16 protein-coding genes are annotated in these 22,223 nt (G+C 66.9%); 7 read left to right on the top strand and 9 right to left on the bottom strand.

Annotated features, from left to right (window positions below; genetic code table 11):
• Positions 1-3 precede the first annotated feature (3 nt).
• Complete coding sequence (locus tag ACTG4K_RS01975; RefSeq protein WP_439112515.1) at positions 4-2,502, bottom strand: AAA family ATPase; 2,499 nt, start codon at positions 2,500-2,502, stop codon at positions 4-6.
• A 197-nt stretch (positions 2,503-2,699) separates the two neighbouring features.
• Between ACTG4K_RS01975 and ACTG4K_RS01970 the strand changes: the two genes are divergently transcribed.
• Positions 2,700-3,419 carry a dienelactone hydrolase family protein gene (locus tag ACTG4K_RS01970; RefSeq protein ID WP_439112514.1) on the top strand — a complete coding sequence of 240 codons (720 nt, stop codon included), beginning with the start codon at positions 2,700-2,702 and terminating at the stop codon, positions 3,417-3,419.
• 19 nt (positions 3,420-3,438) lie between these two features.
• Here ACTG4K_RS01970 and ACTG4K_RS01965 read toward each other — a convergent pair whose 3' ends face one another.
• The 3 genes from ACTG4K_RS01965 to ACTG4K_RS01955 are packed head-to-tail and all read right to left on the bottom strand — an operon-like array spanning position 3,439 to position 6,869.
• Positions 3,439-4,128 (bottom strand): response regulator, encoded by a 690-nt coding sequence (locus ACTG4K_RS01965; RefSeq protein ID WP_439112513.1) that lies wholly within the window; start codon positions 4,126-4,128, stop codon positions 3,439-3,441.
• Positions 4,125-5,309 carry a PAS domain-containing sensor histidine kinase gene (locus tag ACTG4K_RS01960; protein ID WP_439112512.1) on the bottom strand — a complete coding sequence of 395 codons (1,185 nt, stop codon included), beginning with the start codon at positions 5,307-5,309 and terminating at the stop codon, positions 4,125-4,127. The genes ACTG4K_RS01965 and ACTG4K_RS01960 overlap by 4 nt, the downstream gene beginning before the upstream one ends.
• A 3-nt stretch (positions 5,310-5,312) precedes the next feature.
• A complete protein-coding gene (locus ACTG4K_RS01955) occupies positions 5,313-6,869 on the bottom strand; it encodes a PAS domain-containing sensor histidine kinase (RefSeq protein WP_439112511.1) in 1,557 nt (518 codons plus the stop codon).
• A 349-nt stretch (positions 6,870-7,218) separates the two neighbouring features.
• Between ACTG4K_RS01955 and ACTG4K_RS01950 the strand changes: the two genes are divergently transcribed.
• Positions 7,219-8,073 carry a Crp/Fnr family transcriptional regulator gene (locus ACTG4K_RS01950; RefSeq protein WP_439112510.1) on the top strand — a complete coding sequence of 285 codons (855 nt, stop codon included), beginning with the start codon at positions 7,219-7,221 and terminating at the stop codon, positions 8,071-8,073.
• A 37-nt stretch (positions 8,074-8,110) separates the two neighbouring features.
• Here the strand turns inward: ACTG4K_RS01950 and ACTG4K_RS01945 are convergent, their stop codons facing one another.
• The 4 genes from ACTG4K_RS01945 to ACTG4K_RS01930 all read right to left on the bottom strand — a co-directional run bounded on the left by ACTG4K_RS01945 (position 8,111) and on the right by ACTG4K_RS01930 (position 13,218).
• On the bottom strand, positions 8,111-9,805 hold the full coding sequence (locus tag ACTG4K_RS01945) for a SulP family inorganic anion transporter (RefSeq protein ID WP_439112509.1): 1,695 nt from the start codon (positions 9,803-9,805) through the stop codon (positions 8,111-8,113).
• Positions 9,806-9,843: 38 nt separating this feature from the next.
• Entirely contained in the window at positions 9,844-11,187 is a 1,344-nt protein-coding gene (locus ACTG4K_RS01940) for a sulfatase family protein (protein WP_439112508.1), read from the bottom strand.
• A gap of 14 nt (positions 11,188-11,201) precedes the next feature.
• A complete protein-coding gene (locus ACTG4K_RS01935) occupies positions 11,202-12,179 on the bottom strand; it encodes a Bug family tripartite tricarboxylate transporter substrate binding protein (RefSeq protein ID WP_439112507.1) in 978 nt (325 codons plus the stop codon).
• 76 nt (positions 12,180-12,255) lie between these two features.
• The gene (locus ACTG4K_RS01930; protein WP_439112506.1) at positions 12,256-13,218 is read right to left on the bottom strand and encodes a Bug family tripartite tricarboxylate transporter substrate binding protein; all 963 of its coding nucleotides are present in this window, start codon (positions 13,216-13,218) and stop codon (positions 12,256-12,258) included.
• Positions 13,219-13,316: 98 nt separating this feature from the next.
• Between ACTG4K_RS01930 and ACTG4K_RS01925 the strand changes: the two genes are divergently transcribed.
• From ACTG4K_RS01925 to ACTG4K_RS01915, 3 genes are all read left to right on the top strand, one after another.
• Positions 13,317-13,865 carry a MarR family winged helix-turn-helix transcriptional regulator gene (locus tag ACTG4K_RS01925; protein ID WP_439112505.1) on the top strand — a complete coding sequence of 183 codons (549 nt, stop codon included), beginning with the start codon at positions 13,317-13,319 and terminating at the stop codon, positions 13,863-13,865.
• Between the two features lie 325 nt (positions 13,866-14,190).
• On the top strand, positions 14,191-15,738 hold the full coding sequence (locus ACTG4K_RS01920; protein WP_439112504.1) for a BCCT family transporter: 1,548 nt from the start codon (positions 14,191-14,193) through the stop codon (positions 15,736-15,738).
• A gap of 114 nt (positions 15,739-15,852) precedes the next feature.
• The gene (locus ACTG4K_RS01915) at positions 15,853-17,754 is read left to right on the top strand and encodes an SLC13 family permease (protein ID WP_439112503.1); all 1,902 of its coding nucleotides are present in this window, start codon (positions 15,853-15,855) and stop codon (positions 17,752-17,754) included.
• A gap of 29 nt (positions 17,755-17,783) precedes the next feature.
• Here ACTG4K_RS01915 and ACTG4K_RS01910 read toward each other — a convergent pair whose 3' ends face one another.
• Positions 17,784-18,722, bottom strand: a complete 939-nt coding sequence (locus ACTG4K_RS01910; RefSeq protein WP_439112502.1) for an ornithine cyclodeaminase family protein — start codon at positions 18,720-18,722, stop codon at positions 17,784-17,786.
• Positions 18,723-19,035: 313 nt separating this feature from the next.
• Here ACTG4K_RS01910 and ACTG4K_RS01905 point away from each other — a divergent pair, with 313 nt between their 5' ends.
• Both ACTG4K_RS01905 and ACTG4K_RS01900 read left to right on the top strand, forming a co-directional pair.
• Entirely contained in the window at positions 19,036-19,395 is a 360-nt protein-coding gene (locus ACTG4K_RS01905) for a BLUF domain-containing protein (RefSeq protein ID WP_439112501.1), read from the top strand.
• A gap of 331 nt (positions 19,396-19,726) precedes the next feature.
• Positions 19,727-22,219, top strand: a complete 2,493-nt coding sequence (locus tag ACTG4K_RS01900) for an ATP-binding protein (protein WP_439112500.1) — start codon at positions 19,727-19,729, stop codon at positions 22,217-22,219.
• Positions 22,220-22,223: the final 4 nt, after the last annotated feature.

Raw genomic sequence — 22,223 nt, 5'->3', positions numbered from 1 at the left:
GGTTCAGCCAGCAGCGGGGTTTTGGCCGGTGGCTTGCGCAGGGTCCAGCAGGGCTTCGTCTGGTGCGGCCTTTTTCAGTTGCGTGTGGGGCGCTGTGGCCGCTTCCTTGGGGTGGAGAAACGCTTGGCGCACCTGCGCCAGCTGGGCCAGCCCGGCCGCTACGCGGGCGTTGACCGAATCGGGCGCCGACCACCGGCCCTGAGCGTCCAGGGTACCGGCGTCCACACCAGTGAGCAGCGCCAGCGCTTCGTCCACCGTGTGCACCGGCCACACCTTGAACCGCCCGGCGCGCACCGCGTCCACCACGTCTTGGCGCAGCATCAGGTGGCACACGTTGCTGGCCGGTAGCAGCACGCCATGGGCGCCGCTCAGGCCCCGCGCCACGCAAATGTCAAAGAAGCCTTCGATCTTTTCGTTCACGCCGCCCACCGCCTGCACCTGGCCAAACTGGTTCACCGAGCCGGTGACACCCAGCGACTGGTTCAGCGGCAGTTCGGCCAACGCCGACAGCAGCGCGGTGAGCTCGGCCAGCGAGGCGCTGTCGCCCTCAACCCCGCCATACGACTGTTCGAACACCAGGCTGGCCTTGAGCGACAGCGGCGCCGCCCGGCCAAAGCGCGATGCCAGGAAGGACGACAGGATCAGCACCCCCTTGGAATGGATCGGCCCGCCCAGCTTCACCTCGCGCTCGATGTCCACCACTTCGCCGTCGCCCACGCGTGCGGTGGCGGTGATGCGGACCGGGTGGGCAAAGCTGCTCTCGCCCAGCGGCACCACGGCCAGCCCGTTGACCTGGCCCACATGGGTGCCGTCGGTGTCCACCAGCAGCTGGCCGCGCACAATGTCGTCGCGGTAGCGCAGCTGGATGCGCTCGTGGCGGTGGCGGTGCGCGTCAATGGCGGCTTGCACATGCGTGCGCTCGATCACTGGCGCCGGGTCGCGTGCGGCAAAGTGGTTGGCCTCGCGCATCAGGTCGTCCATGGGCTGGGTCTGGGTGGTGAGGCGCTGGGCGTCGCTGGCCAGGCGGGAGGCGTGTTCTACCACCCGCGCCACCGCCTCGGCCGACAGCGGGCGCAGCTGCTCGCGCCGGGCCAGGGTGGCAATAAGGCGTGCGTAGGCGGCGGTGTTGTCGGGGTTGCGCGCCATCTCGCTGTCCATGTCCGCGTTGATCTTGAACAGCGAGGCAAATTCGGGGTCGTACTGGCTGAGCAGGTAATACACCACCCGCTCGCCGATCAGCACGATCTTCAGGTCCAGCGGCATGGGCATGGGCTCCAGCTGCACGGTGCTGCTCAAGCCAATCAGATCGGACAGCGACTCGATGCGGACCACACCCGCTTTCAGGCAGCGCTTGAGCCCTTCCCAGGCATAAGGCTGCGACAGCACCTTCACCGCGTCGAGCACCAGAAAGCCGCCATTGGCCCGGTGCAACGCGCCGGCGCGGATCAGGGTGAAGTTGCTCATGAGCGTGCCCATGTGCATGTAGTGCTCGATGCGTCCCACCAGGTTTTGCAGCGTGGGGTGGTCTTCAAACACCACCGGTCGCTGCCCATCCGCCGGGTTGTCCACCAGCAGGTTGACCAGGTAGCGCTGCACAGAGATGGTGCCCGAGAGGGTGGTGGTTTCGGTGTCGCCCTCAGCGTGCGAGGTCTCGTGCAGCGCCTCGCCCGACTCGATGATGTCTTGCAGCGCCGCGTCCAGGTAGGCGCTCACGTCGGGCAGGTCGGCGTAGCGCGGGCGCAGCTCGTCCACCATGTGTGCAACCGTTTCGCGCAGCGCCTCGCTGCCGGCTTGCCTGAGCCGGTTTTGTGTGTCTCGGCGCCAGCGCGGGAACGTGTTGAAGAGCTGGTGCAGCGCCTCGCGCAGGTGCTTGATGTGCTCGGTCAGTTCGTCCTGGCGCGCCTTGGGCAGCTGTTCCACGTCCTCCGGCGTCATGGTGTTTTCAGCGTCTTTCAGCGGTACAAAGGCAAAGCCGGCGGGGGTGCGCATCAGGGCCACGCCGAGCTGGTTGGCCTCGTCGCCCAGGTTTTGAAGCGCGCTCACTTCGCGTTGTTTTTCTTCTTCCTGCATGGCTTGCACGCGGCTGCGGTATTCATCGCCCTGAAACACCGCGTTGATGGCGGGCGTGAGCTCTTGCACAAAGTGCTCCATGTCGTCGCGCAGCAGGGGCCCGCGCCCGCAGGGCAGGTGCAGCAGGTTGGGGCTGCTGGGGTTGTCAAAGTTGTAGACGCAGCACCAGTCGCTGGGCGGGTTCCCTTCACGGCGCTCGTCCTGCAGCAGCTGCTGCACGATGGCGTGGCGCCCGCTGCCGGTTTCGCCCAGCACAAACAGGTTGTAGCCAGGGTTGGGAATGTCCAGCCCCAGGTGCAGGGCTTGCAGCGCGCGCGGGTGTATTTGCGCGGCGTCCAGCTCACTCAACTCGCGGGTGGTGGCAAAGCCCAGCGCGGCCGGGTCGCAGGTGTTGTAGAGCTGGCTCGGTGTCAGTGGAACGGGGGCTTGCATAGGCCTGAAAGGTGGTGGTGGCACAACGGAATGGCGCTTCACACCGATACGGTAGCGGCACCACGCGCGGTCTGGGCCGCTATTTGGGAAAGACGTGCCCGCACGTTGCGCGCAATCAATGCACGGTTGGGGTCGAGGAGAAAAATGGCCGCTTGGGGTGGCTGCGCTGGTCTGTTTACCCTGGGAGTGAAACCGACATGACAGCAGAGTCCCTGTTTTTTTATGCAACCGATCAGGGGGACGGCATGGGCACGGGAGACGGTCCAGACAGCGAAACACCGGTGGAGTCGGTCAACCTGCAGGGTCCGCCTTTGCCGGGTGATTTGTCGGTACCGCCGCATGCCAAGGGCTTGGTGATGTTTGCCCACGGCAGTGGCAGCAGCCGCTTCAGCCCGCGCAACCGGTGGGTGGCGCGCGCGCTGCACCAGCACGGGCTGGCCACGCTGCTGTTTGACCTGCTCACCGTACGCGAAGCTGAAGACCGCCGCCTGGTGTTTGACATTCCCCTGCTGGGGCGCCGGGTGGTGGAGGCGGTGCGCTGGGTGGACCAGCGGCCCGACCTGGCGGGCTTGCGACTGGGCCTTTTTGGCGCCAGCACGGGGGCCGCAGCGGCGCTGCTGGCTGCGGCCGAGCTGCCGCAGCGCGTGGCGGCCGTGGTGTCGCGCGGAGGCCGCCCCGACCTGGTGATAGACCGTTTACCCGAGGTGCAAGCCCCCACCTTGCTGATCGTGGGCGGGCTGGACCAGGAGGTGCTCGAACTCAACCGCCAGGCATTGCGCCGCCTCCAGGCCACCAAGCGGCTGGAGGTGGTGCCGGGCGCCACGCACCTGTTTGCCGAGCCGGGGGCGCTGGGCAGCGTGGCGGCTTTTGCGGGCAGCTGGTTCGAGCAGCATTTTGCCCAGCGGGAGCGGGCTTGATGGCGCGCGCGGGGCGTGTTCAGTCGTGCGGGTGCGTGGTCATGCCCAGGTCGTTTTTGCCCAGGTTGTGCTCCAGGCCAAAACGGATCAGCGCCGCCGTGCTGTCCAGTTGCAGCTTCTCCAGAATACGGCGCTTGTGCGTGCTCACGGTCTTGATGGACAGGTGCAACGACTCGGCAATGTCCACCGGCCGCTGACCGGCCACGATGCGCTGCAAGATTTCCAGCTCGCGGTTGGACAACACGTTGATGCGCGGCGCCGTGCGCTGGTCATTGAGCTGCTGCACCACCCGTTCGGCCAGGTGGGCCGACACAAACACCCCGCCCATGGCGACCTTGCGCACCGCCGCCACCAGCTCGGTGGACGCGCTGTCTTTGGTCACATAGCCTTTGGCACCGGCCTGAAACGCGCGCATGGCGTATTGCTCTTCGCCGTGCATGGTGAGCACCAGCACCGCCACCGCGGAAAACTCGGCCTTGATGCGGGCGATCAAGTCCATGCCGCTCATGCCCGGCATCGACAGGTCGACGATGGCCAGGTCAAAAGACTGGCGGCGCAGGCATTCCAGCGCCTGAAAACCGGTGCCCGCCTCGGTGATGCTCCACTGCCGGGCCTGCGGGTCCAACAGGCGCTTGAGCCCTTCGCGCACCACCGTGTGGTCGTCCACCAGCAGCAGGCGCAGCGCGGGTTGCAACACGTCTTCGTTCATGCCAATGCCTCCGTGTGTTGGCACAGGCCCTGTGCGTTCAGCGTCAGCGGCAACGACAGGTACAGGCTCAGCCAGCCCGAGCGGTCGCGTGCCACATCGATCATCAGCCGCCCACCCAGCAAGCGGGCACGGTGCTGAAGAATCTGGCCGTCGTGGGACTGTGTTTCGGTGCGCGCGCTCAGCGGGCCCACCGTGCCGCACGCTTGCATCACCAGCTTCAGGGCGTCGGGCTGGCGCTGCATGTCCATGTGCACGTCGGTGCTGTCGGTGTGCTGCAGCAGGTGCGACAACGCCGCCTGCACAAAGCGGTACACCGCCAGTGCCGTGGCCGGTGCCAGCGGCGGGGCCTCTGGTCCCAGCGCCAGGCTCAGCTGCAGGCCCACGCGGCGCGCGGTATCGTTGGCCAGCCATTCCAGGGCGGCGTTCAGGCCCAGATCGTCCAGCATGGGCGGGTGCAGGTCGGCGGTGATGCGGCGCACGGTAGACACCGCTTCGTCCAGTGCCTCCAGCATGGTGCTGGCGCAACTGCGGCAGGTGGGCGACTCGCTCAGGCTGGCCATGTGGGCCACGTCCAGCTTCAGCGCGCTCAGTGTCTGGCCCAGGTTTTCGTGCAGCTCCAGCGCCACGCGGCGGCGCTCGGCCTCGCGCGCATCGTTGTCCAGTGCGGCAATGCGGCGTTCCATGTCCGCGCGCAGGCGCTCGGTGATGTCGGTCAGCGTCACACGCAGCGCGCGCACGCCGCCGCCCAGGGGGGTGCGCACGCTGTCGATCTGGCCGTACCAGTGGTGGCCGTCCTGGGCCGCCAGCGCCAGGTCCACGCGCTGCAGGCCATCGGTGCTCAGCACGTGTTGCAGGTACTGTTGCCAGCGGTCGATGTCGCCCGCCATCACAAACCGCCCCAGCCCGTTGCCCTTGAGCGTTCGCGGCTCCATGCCCAGCATGTTGGCACCGGTGCGGTTCACCTCCAGGATGCGGCCGTCGGTGTCCAGCGTGAAGTAGCCCACCGGGGCAAAGTCGTACAGGTCGAGGTAGCGGTCCCGCGCGGCGGCCAGGTCGCCCTGGGTGCGGCGCAGTTCGTCGTTCTGGTGCTCCAGTTCAATCTGGTGCTGCTGCAACGCCTGTTCCAAGTCGTGTGAAGGGCCAGGCGTTTGGGGGCTGGGGTGGGGGGAATGGCGTCGCATGGTTCAGCTCCGGGTCTCGCGCAGGGCACCCACCGGGGCGCCCAGCGCGGGGGGCTCATGATCGTCCAGCGGGGCTGACGGGTCCAACGCGCCGCTGGGCCGCACGGGCAGGCGCACCACCAGCCGGGCGCCGCCCGACGCGGCATTCTTCAGCGTGATCTGCCCCCCCAGCATGTGCACGCGCTCGCGCATACCGATCAGCCCAAACGAGCCGCGCGGCGGTGGTGGCTGGTCTTTTGGAAAGCCCTGGCCGTCGTCTTCCACCAACAACTGCAGGCGCTGGCCTTTGGTTTCAATGGAAATGACCGCCCGCGAAGCACGGGCGTGGCGCGCCATGTTGGTCAGCGCCTCTTGCACGATGCGGTAGACCGCCGTGGCCATGTTCTGCTGAATGGGCTCAGGGCCGTCCACCAGGCGCAGCGTGACCTGGATGCCCGAACGCCGTTCGAAGTCGTGCGTCAGCCACTCAATGGCCGCATGCAGTCCCAGGTCGTCCAGCATGGGCGGGCGCAGGTCCATGGCAATGCGGCGCACCGCAGCCACCGTGTCGTCCACCATGTCCATCATGGCCTGCAGGCGCTCGGCGGGTGCCTCGGTGCTGCAGTCTTGTTGCTGTGCGGCCAGCTCCAGTTTCAGGGCGGTCAGCCGTTGGCCCAGCTCGTCGTGCAGTTCGCGCGCAATGCGCCGGCGCTCCTCTTCGCGCGCTTCCACCAGGCTGGCTGAGAGCTCGCGCAGGGTGCGCCGCGAGTGCAGCAGGTCGCGCTTTTCCTGCAGGCGCGCGGTCACGTCGGTGATCACCATTTGCACAAAGGTGCGCTCGTGGTCGGGCAGGGTGGCCACCACCAGCTCAACCTCGCGCCGGCTGCCGTCGGGGCGCACGATTTCGCTGTGCACGGTCGACACCTCTTGCTGGCTGGCAAAGGCCAGCGCCACCTTTTCGCGCACACCAGGGTGCGATGGCGGGCTGAGCAGGTCGTAAATGGGTTTGCCGATCAGAGCGTCGCGGTTGTCCACGCCAAACAGCGCGGCGCACGCGTGGTTGGCAAACACCACCCGCTCGCCTTCGGTGATCCAGATGGCCACCGGCGCGCGGTCGAACAGCGCCCGGATGCGCTGGTTCAGTTGCTCGATGACGGCGGTGAGCTTGTGCTCTTCGCTCAGGTCGCGCAGCAGCGCGGTGTAGTGGTGCGTCTGGCTGCCGCCGTGTGCCAGTGCCACCTTGCAGATGGCCGCCTCCAGCGGAAACTCCTCACCGTTGGCACGCACGCCGAAGAGTTGGCCGCGCTTCCCCATGGGGCGCTCGATCAGGTCCGACTGGGCAAATTGCTGCACCTGCGCCGTGTGGGCCCCGCGCAGCCGCTCGGGGATCAGTGTGGACAGCTCACGGCCCAGGGCTGCGTCGGCCGTGAGGCCAAACATGCGCTGGGCAGCCGGGTTGATCATCACGATGCGCAGCGCCGCGTCAAAGGTGACGATGCCCTCCAGCGCTGCGTGAAAGGTGCTGAACTGCGCGCGCAAAGCCAGCTCGTGCAGCGTAGGGGGTGCAAAGAGGGCTTGCATGCGGGTTCGTCAGTGGCGTGGTGTCAAAGCGGTGCTGGCGGGCGTTGGTATCCAGCCAGGCACCGGTATCGGTGCAACAACGGCCGGGTGGCTGGCTACTAGGAGCCTGTCTGAAGCATTTTTCATCATAGATCGGACGGACCTACATGGGGGGATTCGCCGCCCCCGTGCGCCCGTTCTTGTTCAAAAAAGGGGGGCTCGGCTGTGGTGTTGTAGGAATAGTCTGACCCCCGGGCGGGCGCTTTTCTGGTGCTGCGCTGTGGGATGTTCCGATGGAGGACACGTGCGGTTTCACACATGCTAGAGGCTGTGTGTAGGGCTGTAGCCGCAAACCCATCGGAGAAATACCATGCCAGTCAATCTGCAGAACGGAACCACAAAGCGCTTGGGCGAGGAAGCGCTGTGCCGCATGCCTTTGAAGAACCACCACACCAGCTTTGCCGATTTGCTTCAGCTGCTGGGCGTAGAGGGCGCCGACCTGGCGGCCGCTGCCCAAATGCCCATGGTGCTGCGCCGGGTGCATGCGGGGGAAAGCCTGGCGCACGAGGGCACGCCGGCCGACGCCATCTTTTTCGTCTGCGCGGGCACTTTCAAAATCTTCCGCACCAACGAAGACGGCTATGAACAGGTGCTGGCCTTTGCCATTCGCGGCGAAGTACTGGGCTTTGACGCGCTGTGCATGGACAGCTACCCCACGGCCGTGTCAGCGCTGGAAGAGTCCAGCGTGTATGTGGTGCTCAAGCGCGACGTGTTTGCGCTCTCTCAGCTGATTGCGTCGTTTGGTTTGGCGTTGCAGCGTGCTGGCAGCATGACGCTGGCCCGCAGCCGCGAGCTGGTCGAGCTGCTGGCGGCGGTGGCGTCTGAAGTGAAGCTGGCCCGTTTTCTGATTCAGCTGTCGCGCCGCATGGCGGGTTGCGGGCAGTCGCCGCGCCGGTTCCATCTGCGCATGGGCCGCCGTGAAATCGCCAGCCTGCTGGGCGTGGCGCACGAAACCGTGAGCCGTTCGTTCAGCGCCTTGGCCGCACTCGGTATGGTCGAGGTGTCGGACCGCGAGGTCGAGATACTGGACATGGAGGGGCTCAAGCGCTTTGCCCGCAGCACCCGCCGCCACCTGGACGAGCCCGCCGTGTCGCGCGCACGCCGGCCTGCGGCCAAGCGCAGCGCCCCCGTGCGCCACGCCATGGCGCAGTCGCTCGCGGCCTGAAGGGATGTGATGGGCGCTGCCCCGGCGCCCTGGCCACTCAGGCCGGGGTGAGCGGTTGGGCCGCGCTGCCTTCGGGCGTTGGGTTCCAGGTGGGTGCCGCCCGCAGTGCTTCGGCCTCGGTGCGGTACAGGCGCAGCCGGGGGCCTTCGGCCAGGTGGCCTGCTGTGCGCAGCACGGTTTCTACGGGCAGCTTGATGCCCACCACATGCAGCGTCACGCCCTGCTCGTGCAGCACCGACTGCAGCCGCCCAAACCCCTCGGCGCCGGTGGCGTCGATCCAGTTGATGGGGTGCGCAATCAACACCACATGCCGCGTGCCCGGGTGCTCGGTGAGGTAGCGGGTCACGGCGTGTTCGAAGGCGCTGGCGGTGGCGAAGTCGAGGGCGGCGTCCATGCGCAGGGCGTAGGTGGCCGGCGCCAGCGGTGCCAGGTGCCAGAGGTGGCGGTCGCGCAGGCTGCCGTCGGGGTGCAACCCCACTTCAATGATGCGCGGGTGCAGCCGCAAGTACAAAAAGTGGCTCAGCGCCATCAGCACACCGGCCAGCACGCCCCAGTACAAGCGCGGCGCCGTCAGCACCGTAACGACAAAAGTGGTGCCCGCAATGACCGCCTCCACCCGGGAAAGCGCCCACAGCCGCACAAAGGCCACCGGCTGGATCAGCCCCATGACGGCCACCACCACCACCGCCGCCAGTACGGCCAGGGGCACATGCCTGAGCAGCGGCGTCAGCAGCACCAGCGCCACCCCCACCAGCGCCACCGAAAACACCGTGGCCCAGCCGGTTTGCGCACCGCTGTGCAGCAGCAGGGCCGAGCGTGAAAACGACGCGCTGGTGGGGAACGCGCCCGAAAACCCCGCCACCAGTTTGGCCAGCCCCTGGCCGATCAGGTCTTGGTCCTGGTTCCAGCGCTGGCCGCGCCGGCTGCTGTCCACCTTGGCGCTGGACGCGGTTTCCAGAAAACTCACCAGGCTGATCACCAGCGTGGGCAACAGCAGTTGGCCCAGCGTGGCCCAGCCCGGCCAGGCCGGCAGGTAAAAGTTGGGCAGCCCTTGCGGCAGTTGGCCAATGACCGCACCGCCGCCAGCCTCAAACCCGAGCCAGGCGCTCACACCCGCCGACACCACCACCAGCAGCAACACCGAAGGAAACGTGGCCCGCCAGCGCCGGGCCACCAGGAGAAACACCACCGAACCCAGCCCGAACGCGACCGCGGGCAGGTGCACCTGCTGCGGGTTGGCCAGCGCGGCCCAGCCGCCCGAAAGCCCCAGCAAAGACGGCAACTGCGACGCGATGATGAGCACCGCCGCCCCCTGGGTGAAGGCCATCAGCACCGGTGCGTTCACCAGGTTGAGCAGCCAGCCAAAGCGCACAAAACCCAGCACCACCTGCACCAGCCCCGACAGCAGCGCCAGCCACACCGCCAGCGCGATCCACTGCGCACTGCCCGGCTCGGCCAGGCCGGTGAGTGAAGCGCTGACCAGCAGGCAGGTGAGCGCGGTAGGCCCCACCGACAGCCGCACCGAGGCACTGAACAGCACCGCGATGAGCGCCGGCAGCATGGACGCATAAATGCCGGTGATGAGCGGCATGCCGGCCAGCGCCGCGTAGGCCACCCCTTGCGGAATCACCATCAGGCCGACCGTGATGCCGGCCAGTGCATCGCCCCGAAGCACGGCCCCGGTGGGGCGGGGCCAGGCCAGAAATGGGAGAAAACGGCGCAGTCGGTTCATGCGCTGATCGTAGCGTCCGGTCGGGCTATGTCGGCGTGTCAGCGTTGCGGCATGTTTTTGGTGGAATAGCCCAGGCTCACGCCGGCGTCTTCCGGAATGGGTGGCATGGTGCTGTTCCAGTCCAGCCATTGGGTCCGCATGCGGGCCAGGCGCTCGGGTTCGCGCAAGGCCAGGTTGGCGCGCTCGCGTTCGTCGGCGGGTATGTTGAACAGGTACTCGTGGCCGTCCACCATGAGGTATTTCCAGTCGCCGTCGCGCAGGGCACGCTGGCCGCGGTGGTTCATGCGCCAGTGCATGGGCCGCTCAAAACGGTGTGCCGTGTTGCGCAGCAGCGGTGCCACAGACACGCCGTCCAGCGGGTAGTCGGGGTGGGGCTGGCCGCCACCCAGCTCCAGCATGGTGGCCGACCAGTCCATCGTCATGCAGTGCTGCGCGCTGGTGCTGCCGGGCGCAACCACGGCGGGCCAGTGCGCGATCCACGGCACCCGGATGCCGCCTTCGGTCAGGTCCATCTTGCCGCCCACCAGCGGCCAGTTGTCGGAAAAGCGCTCGCCGCCGTTGTCGCTGGTGAAGACCACCAGCGTGTTCTCGTCCAGTCCGTGTTCGCGCAGGGCCGCCATGATCCAGCCAATGCCCTCGTCCATGTGGTGGATCATCTTGCGGTAACTGTTCACGTTGCCGCCGTCCAGGTGAAACAGGTTGCTGGCCACCTCGGGTGCCACATGGGCGTCGTCGCGCGTTTCCCACGGCCAGTGCGGCGCGGTGTAGTGCAGGCTCAAAAAGAAGGGCTGGCCGGCTTTCGCGTCGGCCGCCCGCTGGTGGATGTGCTCCACCGCACGCTTGGAAAACACGTCGGTCAGGTAGCCCACCTCCTTGTGCGTTTCCTCGCCCACGAACAGGTCGTGGTCACCGTTGTTGCTGCAGTGCGTGAAGTAGTCCACCCCGCCGGCCATGATGCCGAAGAATTCTTCGTAGCCCGAGCGCAGCGGGCCGAAATGCGGTGGGTAGCCCAGGTGCCATTTGCCGATGAGCGCGGTGCGGTAGCCCGCCTCTTTCAGCAGTGAGGGCAGGGTGGGCAGCTCGGGCGGCAGGCCCAGCGTGGCGCTGCCCTTGCTGCGGCTGTTGATGGGTTCTTCGAGCGCACCGCGCAGCCGGTATTGGTAGCGCATGCTCATGAGCGCGAAGCGTGTGGGCGAGCACACCGGCGAGTTGGCGTAGCCCTCGGTCAGGCGCAGGCCACCGGCGGCGAGCGCGTCGATGTGGGGCGACACCGCGCCAAAGGGCGCTTCGCGGCCGCCGTAGCAGCCAAGATCGGCGAAGCCCAGGTCGTCCGAGACGATGTAGATGATGTTGGGGCGTTGCGTGGGCATGGGGAGAGACATGGGCGGGTTGGGTTTCAGTTCGCTTGCATGCCGGTGTTGCGCACGATCTGGCCGTAGCGTGCCGACATGCTGGCCAGCCGCTGGGCGGCGGCGGCACCGGTGGTGCCCTCATAAAACAGGTCCAGGCTGTTCATGCGGGCCTGCAGCTCAGGGCGCTTGAGCGCGGCGTTGATGCTGGTGGCCAGCGTCTGCACCACCGCATCGGGCGTGGCGGCGGGCACCATCACCACGTAAAGCACCTCTTGTTCCAACGTTTTCAGACCCAGCTCGCCCACGGTGGGCAGCTGCGGCGCCAGCCGCGAGCGCTGGGCGCTGGTGACCGCCAGCGCGGTGATCTTGCCGGCTTGCACGTGAGGCAGCATGCCTGGTGTGGCCAGGATGCCGCCGTCCACCTCGCCGCTCAGCACGGCGGTGACCGCCGGTGTGTTGCCGCGGTAGGGAATGTGGGAAGTCTTCACCGGCGTGCTGGTGCCCAGTTGGGCCGCAGCCAGGTGGCCCGGGCTGCCGTTGCCGGCCGAGCTGAAGTTCAGGGTCTTGGTGCGCCCCTGGCTCAGCAGGTCCCCAAAGGTCTTGATGCCCGTGCGCGGGTTCACGCCCAGCAGCAGGCCCGACGAGGCCATGATCACCACCGGTTTGAAGTCGGTGCTCTTGAAGGGCATCGTCGGGTACAGGTGCGGGTTCACGGTGAACACGGTGTCGATGCCAAACAGCACGGTGTAGCCATCGGCGGGCGCCTTGGCCACCGTGGTAGCGCCCAGGTTGCCCGCCGCGCCCGCCTTGTTTTCCACCACAAAGGGCTGCTTCAACGTCTCTTGCAGCACCGCCGCCACCGAACGCGCCAGGATGTCTGACGGCCCGCCGGGTGGAAAGTTGTTGACGAACGTGACGGGCTGGGCCGGGTAAGCGGGCTGGGCCAGTGTCTGTGGCGCCAGCAGCGTCAGCGCCAGCGAAGCGGTCAGGGTGGCCAATGTGGTTCGGCGAAAACGGTTCATGTCAGGGGTTCCCTTGGGGGGTGAAAACAAGTTGGTTGGTGGGTTGGGCGGGTGTGCTGTCTGTGCCAGTGGGCGCTCAGTCCAACTGCACGCCGGTCGCCTTGATCGGCGCTTCCCAGCGCTTCAGGTCGGTCGCCTGGGCGCTGGCCAGTTCAGCCGGTGTGGAGCCCACCGGCTCGTAGCCCAGGCCCAGCAAGCGCTCACGCAGCGCTGGCTGCTTCAGGGCTTGGGCAAACGCCTGGCTCAGGCGGTTCTGGGTGGTCGGCTGCATGCCAGCCGGGCCGTACACCCCAAACCAGGCGGTGGCCTCCATGTCCATGCCCGATTCGCGCAACGTGGGCACGTCGGGCACCTGGGGGTCGCGCTGGCTGCCGGTGACGGCGATGATGCGGGCCTTGCCCGAGCGGTGGAATTCGGCGGTTTCCGACACCACGTCGAACTTGTAGTCGATGTGTCCACCCAGCAGCGCATTGTTGGCAGGCCCGCCGCCCTGGAACGGCACATGGTTCAGTTGTGCGCCGGCCTTTTGTTCGAACAGCACGCCCATGAAATGCGGCAGCGTGCCCAGGCCGGGTGTGCCGTAGCTGCTCTTGCCGGGTTCGGCCTTGGCGCGGGCAACCATGTCTTGCACCGACTTGGCCGGTGTGGACGGCCCAGCCACCACGCCAAACTGAAAGCGTGCCAGCAGCGACACCGGTGAGAAGTCGGTGACTGCGTTGTAGTCGAGCTTTTTATAAACATGGGGAAACAGCACCATGGGCCCACTGGGCAGCAAGATCACGGTCTGACCGTCGGGGTCGGCGCGCTTGACCTGGTTGAGCGCAATACGCCCACCCGCGCCGGGGCGGTTTTCCACCACCACGGGTGCATAGCGCTCGCGCAGGGCTTCGGCCACCAGCCGGGCCAGCGTGTCGGCAGAGCCACCGGGTGGGAAACCCACCACGATTTTCAATGGCGTCTTGTCCTGCGCCGTGGCGAGGGTGGGCGCGCCCAGTGCAGTCGATGCCAAGGCGGCGCAAAGTATCCAGTGTCGGTTCATGGGGGTGTCTCCTGTGGGGCTCGGACCAATCGGGTGTTACCCGGTGCAGTCCCCGATGCTATGCAGGGACAATCAATTGCAGAAATCAATCAAAGCAGGTGTTTTCCCTAGGGGGTGCCCAGACACCGATTCCCCAGCAGGAGCCGACCATTCCAGACCGCCTCACCGACCCCCAGGTTCAGACCGACCTGCTGCTGTACCGGCTCTACCGTGTGCACATCACCGCCAGCCGTCTGGTGGTTCAGGTGTGCGAACAGGACTATGGTTTAACGCGGCGCGAATGGCGGGTGCTGTCCTTTTTGTCCGAACACGAAGGCGCGCTCTCCAGCGAGCTGGCTGAACACGCCATGCTGGACCGCGCGCGCACCTCGCGCACGCTCACCCGCCTGGAAGAAAAAAAGCTCATCCGGCGGCAGCCCAAGCCGTCCGACCGGCGCGAGGTGCACGTGTTCCTGAGCGACGAGGGGCGGCGCGTGTACCAGTCGATCTTTCCACGGGTCGCGGCCATCAACAGCGAGCTCGCCAGCGCGCTGTCACCCGCCGAGCGCCGCCAGCTGGACCATGCCATCAACACACTGCAGGACCGCGTGCACGGCATGGTGGCCGCTTTCAAGCACCGGCTGCCCCCCATGGACAGCGGCGAGTGAGCCGTTGCGCCTTTTGGGCGCCCCTCCAAGGTCGCTGCATGGCCGGTTGAGTACGGTCAGTCTGCGGTACGCTTGAATCCGGTAAAGTGGGCCGCTGAGTAAAAGGCGCCACTTCAGCGTTTCGGCTGGCGTCCCCGGATGGCGCTGGCGCAGCGGCCTCTTGCTGGCCAATGTTCACCTGAGATGGCCATTGGGCCCGCGCCAGTCGGGCGCCCGAACGCCTCGGGCCGGGCGGCCCTCGGCTGCTCCCACCACCGCCGCCGTGCGCGCGAAAGTGCCGTGCAAGGCGCTTCACAGGCGGTATCTTTTCAGGAGAAACCATCCCATGCAACTTGTCACCTCGGCCGGACTCATTTTGGCCATCGTCCTGTGGGGCGTGATCGCGCCTGCGTCCTTGGGCATGGTGTTTGACACCGCGCTCACCGCCATCACCCGCGACTTCGGCTGGCTCTACCTTTGGGTGGTGCTGGGCCTGGTGATCATGGCCGTTGTGCTGGCCTTCAGCCGCTACGGCGACCTCAAGCTGGGTGGCGAGGACGACGAGCCCGAGTTTTCCATCGGCGCCTGGTTCGCCATGTTGTTTGCGGCGGGCATGGGCATCGGCCTGGTGTTCTGGGGGGTGGCCGAGCCGATCTCGCACTACGGCGCGCCGCCGCCCGGCATCGCCGCCAACACCCCTGAAGCGGCCACCGCCGCCATGCGCTACAGCTTTTTCCATTGGGGGCTGCACCCCTGGGCGGTCTACAGCATCGTGGCCCTGGCCATTGCCTTTTTCCAGTTTCGCCGGGGCGGCCCGGCGCTCGTCAGCACCGCGGTGCAGGCGCTGCCCTGGGCACCGCTGAAAAAACTGGGTCCGGTGGTGAATGTGCTGGCGGTCATCGCCACCGCCTTCGGCGTGGCGGCCTCGCTGGGCATGGGTGCTTTGCAAATCAACAGCGGCCTCCATGCCGTCTTTGGCCTGCCGATGGGTCAGGCCTCGCAGGTCGGCATCATCGTGGTCACCACGGTGCTGTTTCTGGCATCGGCTGTCACCGGCGTCACGAAGGGCATCAAGTGGCTGTCCAGCGCCAACCTGGCGCTCGCCGCCTTGCTGACCCTGGCCATTTTCGTGATGGGCCCCACGGTGGCCATCATCGACACCTTCACCAACACGCTGGGCAGTTACGTGAGCGAGTTTGTGCGCATGAGTCTGCGCATGACGCCGTTTCGCGACAGTGGCTGGATCAGCGGCTGGACCGTTTTCTACTGGGCCTGGTGGGTCAGCTGGTCGCCTTTTGTGGGGCTGTTCATCGCGCGGGTTTCGCGCGGGCGCACCATCCGCGCATTCATTCTGGGCACGGTGCTGGCACCCACGCTGGCCGCCTTTGTGTGGTTCTCGGTGTTTGGTGGCACCGCTCTGAACATGGAGATCATGCAAGGCCTGCCGATTGCCGAGGCTGTGGGCGCCGACGTGTCCACCGCCCTGTTTGCCATGTTCGACACACTGCCCTTGTCTGGCCTGCTGTCGGGCATTGCCACTGTGCTGGTCCTGGTGTTCTTCGTCACGTCGGGCGACTCCGCCACCCTGGTGCTGGGCATGATGAGCACCGGCGGCCAGTCCAATCCCAATGCACGGGTCAAAATCATCTGGGGCGTGCTGGTGTCGGGCATTGCCATCAGCTTGCTGCTGGCCGGCGGTCTGAAGGCGGTGCAGTCTGCCACCATCGTCTTTGCGCTGCCGTTCACGCTGGTGATCGTGCTCATGGCGGTGGCCCTGTGGCGCGGTGTGCGCGACGACTGGGACGAAGAACAGCGGCGCGACAAAGCCCTGCGCCGGCGCCTGCGGGAAATGGTCGGGCAGCAGGCCACCGCCAGCACTCCGCCGGACCGGTGATGAAGCCACCCGGTGGACGTCGGCACCGCGCTGGTTTGCGCCAGCCCAGGGTCCAACATCCATTGGTTGGTTATGTTCCATCCAGCGCGAAACGCCACACCAGACGGGAGCTTCATGCAGCAGGACCAGGTCGTCATTCTTGTCATCCTCGCCGCCACCATCGGCCTGTTCCTGTGGGGGCGCTGGCGCCACGACATGGTGGCCGTGGGCGGGCTGCTGGCTTGCGTGCTGGGCGGGCTGGTGCCCGCCGCAGACGCGTTTGCCGGTTTCGGTCACCCGGCGGTGATCACGGTGGCTTGTGTGCTGGTCCTCAGCCGGGGCTTGCAGACCTCAGGTGCGGTCGACGCGATGGCCCGATACGTGCTCCCGCGCCAGGCCGGCACCACACTCAGCCTGGCTGCGCTGGTGGCCCTGGGTGCTTCGCTCTCGGCCTTCATGAACAACGTGGGTGCCATGGCGCTGCTGATGCCGGTGGCCCTGCAACTGGCGCGGCGGCTGGACATGCCGCCCGGGCGCGTGCTGATGCCGCTGGCATTCGGCACCATTCTGGGCGGCATGACCACGCTGATTGGCACCCCATCCAACCTCATCGTGTCGGCCTTTCGGGCGCAGCACGGGGTGGGCAGCTTTGGCATGTTCGACTTCACCCCCGTGGGGCTGGCCGTGGCGTTGCTGGGGACCGGCTTTGTGGCGCTGGTGGGGTGGCGCCTGGTTCCAGCACGTCGGCGCGTGGCGCTGGAGGGCTTTGAAACCGGCGCCTACCTGAGCGAAGTGCGCGTGCCCGCCGAGAGCCCGTGTGTGGGCCTCACGCTGCATGCGATTGAACAGAAGCTCGACGACGCTGGCGCGCAGGTGGTGGGCCTGGTGCGAAACGAGGTGCGTGTGAACGCGCCCACGCCAAGCCGGCACATGCAGGCCGGCGACATCCTGATCGTGGAAGCCGAGGCAGATGCCCTGTCGTCCCTGCTGTCGAGCCTGGGCCTGCAGCTCGAAGAGTCCAAGCGCCCCGAAAAAGACGCAGCCGAGACTGCCGCACCCGAAGCCCAGGCTGACGCTCTTGCCGCCCCTGCGGCCAGGCCTGCTGGCAGCGCAGCAGAGGGCACCGCGGCCGAAGCGGCTGCGCCAGCCGAACCCGCTTTGGCCACGGCGGACGGCGCGCGCGACATTGTGTTGATGGAGCTTGCCGTGCTGCCCGGCGCCAGTCTGCAAGGCCAGTCTGCCAGCGACCTGCAACTGCGCACGCGTTACGGCATCAACCTGCTGGCGGTCTCGCGCCAGGACAGCCGGATTCGGCGCCGACTGCGCGAATGGCCATTTCGTGTGGGCGACCTGCTGCTGATGCAGGGCCCGGCCGACGCCATTCTGGCCTTTGCCGCCGACCGCGGCTGCGTGCCGCTGGCCGAGCGCGAGCTGCACATACCGAGCACCCGAAAAGCCCGGTTGGCAGTGGGTGTGATGGCGCTCGCGGTGTTGGGCGCGGCGCTGGGCTGGCTGCCGGCGGCGGTGTCGTTTGCGCTGGGGGTGCTGGCCTCGCTGGTGCTGCGCACTGTGCCGCCGCGCAGCATGTACGAGCACATTGACTGGCCGGTGATCACCTTGCTGGCGGCGCTGATTCCCGTGGCTGGCGCCATGACGACCACCGGCACCGCCGATCTGCTGGCCCACGCGCTCATGGACGGTGTGGCACAGGGTCAGCCGGTCATGGCGCTGGCCCTCGTGTTGGTGGTGACCATGACACTGTCCGACCTCATGAACAACGCGGCCACGGCGGCCGTGATGTGCCCGATTGCCATCGGCACCGCGAGCGCGCTGGGCGCCAACCCCGATGCCTTTTTGATGGCCGTGGCGATCGGTGCTTCGTGTGCGTTCCTCACCCCCATCGGTCACCAGAACAACACCCTCATCCTGGGGCCAGGCGGCTTTCGGTTTGGTGACTACTGGCGCCTGGGGCTACCGCTGGAACTGCTGGTGGTCGCGGTGAGCCTGCCGCTGTTGCTGATCGTCTGGCCACTCTGATCGGCCCGCAGGGGGGGCCGCGGGTGCTTTCAGCCGCGTGCCGCCTCGTACACCTGCACCGCTGCGGCCAGGTCTTCCAGCGCGGTGCCCACCGACTTGAACACCGTGCGCTCCGTGGCCGTCTTGCGGCCGGTCGCCATGCCCTTGCACAGCGTGGTCAGGGTGCCGCGCACGTCGTCGGCGCGCAGCACGCCGCGCGACAGCGGGCCAATGAGGTCGCCACTTTTTTGCAACGCTTCCTCGGTGTCCACAAACACGCGCGCGTCTTCAAAGCACACGTCGTCGGCCTCGCGCATGGCCGGTGTGAAGCTGCCGATCAGGTCCAGGTGCGAGCCCGGCGCCAGCCAGGCGCCGCGCACCACGGGCTCGGTGGCCAGCGTGGCGCAGCTCACCACATCGGCCTCGCCGCAGGCCGCCGGCAAATCGGTGGTGGCGCTGGCGTCAAAACCTTCTTGGCGCCAGCGCGCGGCCAGTGCCTGCGCCTCGTCGGCGCGGCGTGCCCACACCGTCACGCGTTCAATGGGGCGCACCGTGCGGTAGGCCTCGGGCAGCAAGGCCGCCACGGCGCCCGCGCCCACCACCAGCAGGTGGCGCGCATCGGCACGCGCCAGGTAAGAGGCGGCCAGCGCCGAAGCCGCCACCGTGCGGCGTGTGGTGATCTGGTCGCCGTCGATCTGTGCCAGCGGCACACCGGTGCGCGCGTCAAACAGCAGGTAGGCCGAATGCAGGCCCGGCAAGCCCTCGGCGGCATTGCCCGGCGCGATGTTGACGATCTTCACGCCGTAGTAACGGCCCGGCAACCAGGCCGGCATGATGAGCGAGGTGATCTTGCTGCCGCCGGGGCTGGCGATTTCATGCACATGGCGCAGCGGCACCTCGCAGGTGGTGGTGAAGTGTTCGCGCAACGCAGCGATCAGGCGGTCAAAAGGCAGGGCCGCCCGGGCGGCTTCAGAGGTCAAAGTGAGCATGCCTAGATGGTAGCCGGCCGGGCCTGCGGCTCCGGCTTGCGGCCCGATGGCCGATACAGCACCCATACGCATCCATAGGTACTCATTTGATGCTTTGGTGAGTTCAAAGGTATGCACCGATTGTCCGGGGGTCGAAGTTTTCCCCAGGGCACGCACACCCATTTGACCCGGCGCAAATCGGGCTGTTGCAGCCGATGCGCTTCTGCCGTGCAGGCTCCTTGGGCAGATGCCATGGTTCATCGCCCACCTTGCATGGGTGTGCAGAGCGCTCACCCACCAGGGCCCGGTGGTGCGTTTCAACGAAGGTCAAGCGATGGCGCTACACGAACCCATTGACGTCAGTCTGGCCACACACCCGATGGACACGGCGGTCCTCAGCGACCTGCAGGACAAGGCGCGCGTCCACAACGAACGCCATGACATCACCGGCAGGCTGAGTTACCACGGGCGAGCGTTTTTGCAGCTGATCAAGGGCGCAGAGGCCGACGTCATGGCGCTGTTCGAAGCCATCTGGCAAGCCCCCCGGCACCAGCAGATTGACAACATGTGGAACGCATCGATTGCCGAGCGCAGTTTTTGCGGCTGGGCGCCGGGCTTTGTGGCGCCCAACGAAGCGGCCTTGCAAGGCCACCCGGGCGACAACGCCTGGCTGCTGCCAGCCAAAGCGCCATAGGCAAAAAAATCTTGTGCAAGTTGCGCGGCGATTTTCTGGGTGCGTCGTCCTGACGCCTGCGCTGCGTTGGCAGGTCCTTGCTGCCAGTTGTGCCCAGGCGGCCACGCGCACCAGGCTGGCACCAACGGGCTTTCCAGGCATCAAAAAGGGCTGGTTTACCGGGGGTTATGGCGGCTTTAGTGGGCCGGGATTCTTGCGAGAATGACCCCACGCCCCGCTCAGGCCCCACCCGGGTCCCATGCAGGCATCCAAGCCAACACCACAACAAAACAATGGTCCTTGAGGCGCTCCCCTGGTTGGAAGCTGTCCGGTCTCGCAGGGGCTTGTGGTTGTGAAAAACCGCCTGCATTCTTTTGCGGTGCTGGTGGCTTTGTTCACTGGCCTGTCGGCGTCTGTGTTGTGGTGGCAGTCGGTGCGCTCGCAGACCCTGCTGCGCCAACAGGTGCTGCTGCAGGCCGAGCAGCGCAGCCTGCACCTGGCCGACGCCATGGCCGGCCAGGTGGACGGCCTGCTCAGCACCGTGGACCTGGCTTTGCAGGACCTGCGCCGCCAGTGGCTGCGCGGCAATGTGGACCGCTTCACCGACCAGACCCGCGACGTGATCAGCACCCTGCCTGGCGGACTGGTGTCACACGTTTCGGTGGTGAACGCTGCGGGCTATGTGGTCTACAACAGCCTGGGCCTGGAGGCCGGCACCTACGTGGGCGACCGCGAGCACTTCAGGGCCCAGCGCTCGGGGGCCGACCAGTTGCACATCGGGGTGCCAGTGGCCTCCCGGCTCACCGACCGCTGGCTGTTCATCGTCAGCCGCCCCCTTTTGCGCGACGGCCGTTTTGACGGCACCCTGCACATGCTGGTGTCGTCCGACTTCATGGCCAGCAAGCTCGCCGCGCTGCAGTTGTCGCCCCAGGACGTGGTGGCCCTGGTTCACCAAGACGGCCATTTTCTGGCGCGCAGCCGGGACAACCCGGGCGCCATGGGCAAGCGCCTGCCGGCAGAACGGCCGTTTCTGGTCAACAAGACCTTGGGCAGCGGCATCTTCAAGGTGCATGGCCTGGTAGACGGCGCGCCCCGCGCCTACGGCTGGCAGCGTTCCCCCGTGTCCAACCTGGTGGTCGTCATCGGCCTGGCCGATGAGGCGGTGCTGGGGCCGCTGGCGCCCGCTTTTCAGCGCAGCCAAAGTGTGGCGGCCACACTGAGTGTGCTGTTGCTCGCCTGTGGTGGCCTCATCATTGGCCTGCAACTGCGCCTGGCACGCAACCAGGCCGCCGTGGCCGCCAGCGAAACCCTGCGCATGCGCTTGTTTGACAGCTCACACATGCCCTCTGTGGTGATCGACCCCGTCACACGGCGCTTCATCGACTGCAACCCGGCCGCCGTCGCCATCTATGGCTTCCAAGACCGTGCCGACGTGCTGCGCGCCACGCCCGAGTCGGTTTCGGCCCCGGTGCAGCCCAACGGCCGGCCCTCCACCGAGCTGGTGCAAGCGCACCTTGCACAGGTCATGGCGTCCAAGTCCATCGTGTTGGAGTGGCGCCACCAGCGCCCCAGCGGCGAGCTGTGGGACGCCGAGGTGCACCTCATGCGCTTTGATGTCGAGGGCCAGCCTCTGGTGCAGTTCACCTTGCAGGACATCACCGAGAGCAAGCGCACGCAGGCCGCGCTGCAAGACAGCGAAGCCCGGTTGAAAGAAGCGCAACGGCTGGCGCGCCTGGGCAGCTGGGAAGGCGACCTGCTCAACGACCGGCTGATCTGGTCAGACGAGGTGTTCCGCATTTTTGAACTCGACCCTGCCACCTATGTGCCCACCTACAAAGGCTTCATGCAAGCCGTGCACCCGCAAGACCGGACGCAGGTGCATGCGGCTTACATGGCGTCCATGCAGACCCGCACGCCGTACGACGTGGTGCACCGTCTGGTGTTTCCCGACGGGCGCTGCAAGTACGTGCATGAGCTGTGCGTCATTCAATTTGGCGCCGACGACCGGCCGATGCGCAGCGTGGGCACGGTGCAAGACATCACCGAAATTCGCACCGCCCAGACCGCGCTGCAGCGCCTGAACGACGAGCTGGAGCAGCGCGTGGCCGACCGCACCCGCGAGCTCGCCACGCTCAACCGCGAACTCGAAGCGTTTGCCTACAGCGTGTCGCACGACCTGCGCACACCGCTGCGCAGCATCCATGGCTTTGCCAGCCTGCTGGCGGAAGAGGACGCCAACGCCTTCACGGCCGACGGCCGCTCTTACTTGCTGCGCATCCAGGACGCTGCCAAGCGCATGGGGCAGCTTATTTCCGACCTGCTTTCCATGGCCCACCTCAGCCGCGCGCACCTGCGCCAGGAACCCGTGAGCCTGAGCGACATGGCCAAGGCCATCGCCAGCGAGCTCGACCGCAGCGATCCCCAGCGCCTGGTGCAGTGGCACATCCAAGAAGGTCTGCAGGTGCAGGCCGACCCAGGCCTGATGCGTGTGGTGCTGCAAAACCTGCTGGGCAACGCATGGAAGTACACCGGCCTGGTGCCCGAGGCGCACATCTCGCTCGCGCAAACCCGCGCCGAGCGGGGCGTGCTGGAATTTTGCGTGCGCGACAACGGTGCCGGCTTTGACATGGCCTACGCCCCGCAGCTGTTCCAACCGTTCAAGCGCCTGCACGCACACCACGAGTTCGAGGGCTCCGGCGTGGGATTGGCCACGGTGCACCGGGTCGTTCAGCGCCACGGCGGCAACGTGCGCGGCGAAGGCGCTGTGGGCCACGGCGCCACGTTTTATGTCACGCTGCCGGTGCAGGCGGTCGAACCAGACACCACCACCTGGGGCAGCCGCTGAGCGC

Source organism: Hydrogenophaga sp. (assembly GCF_965657535.1).
Taxonomy (GTDB): Bacteria; Pseudomonadota; Gammaproteobacteria; order Burkholderiales; family Burkholderiaceae_C; genus Hydrogenophaga.
The sequence above is the reverse complement of the archived record's forward strand: the minus strand, read 5'-3'. Positions and strand labels throughout refer to the sequence as shown.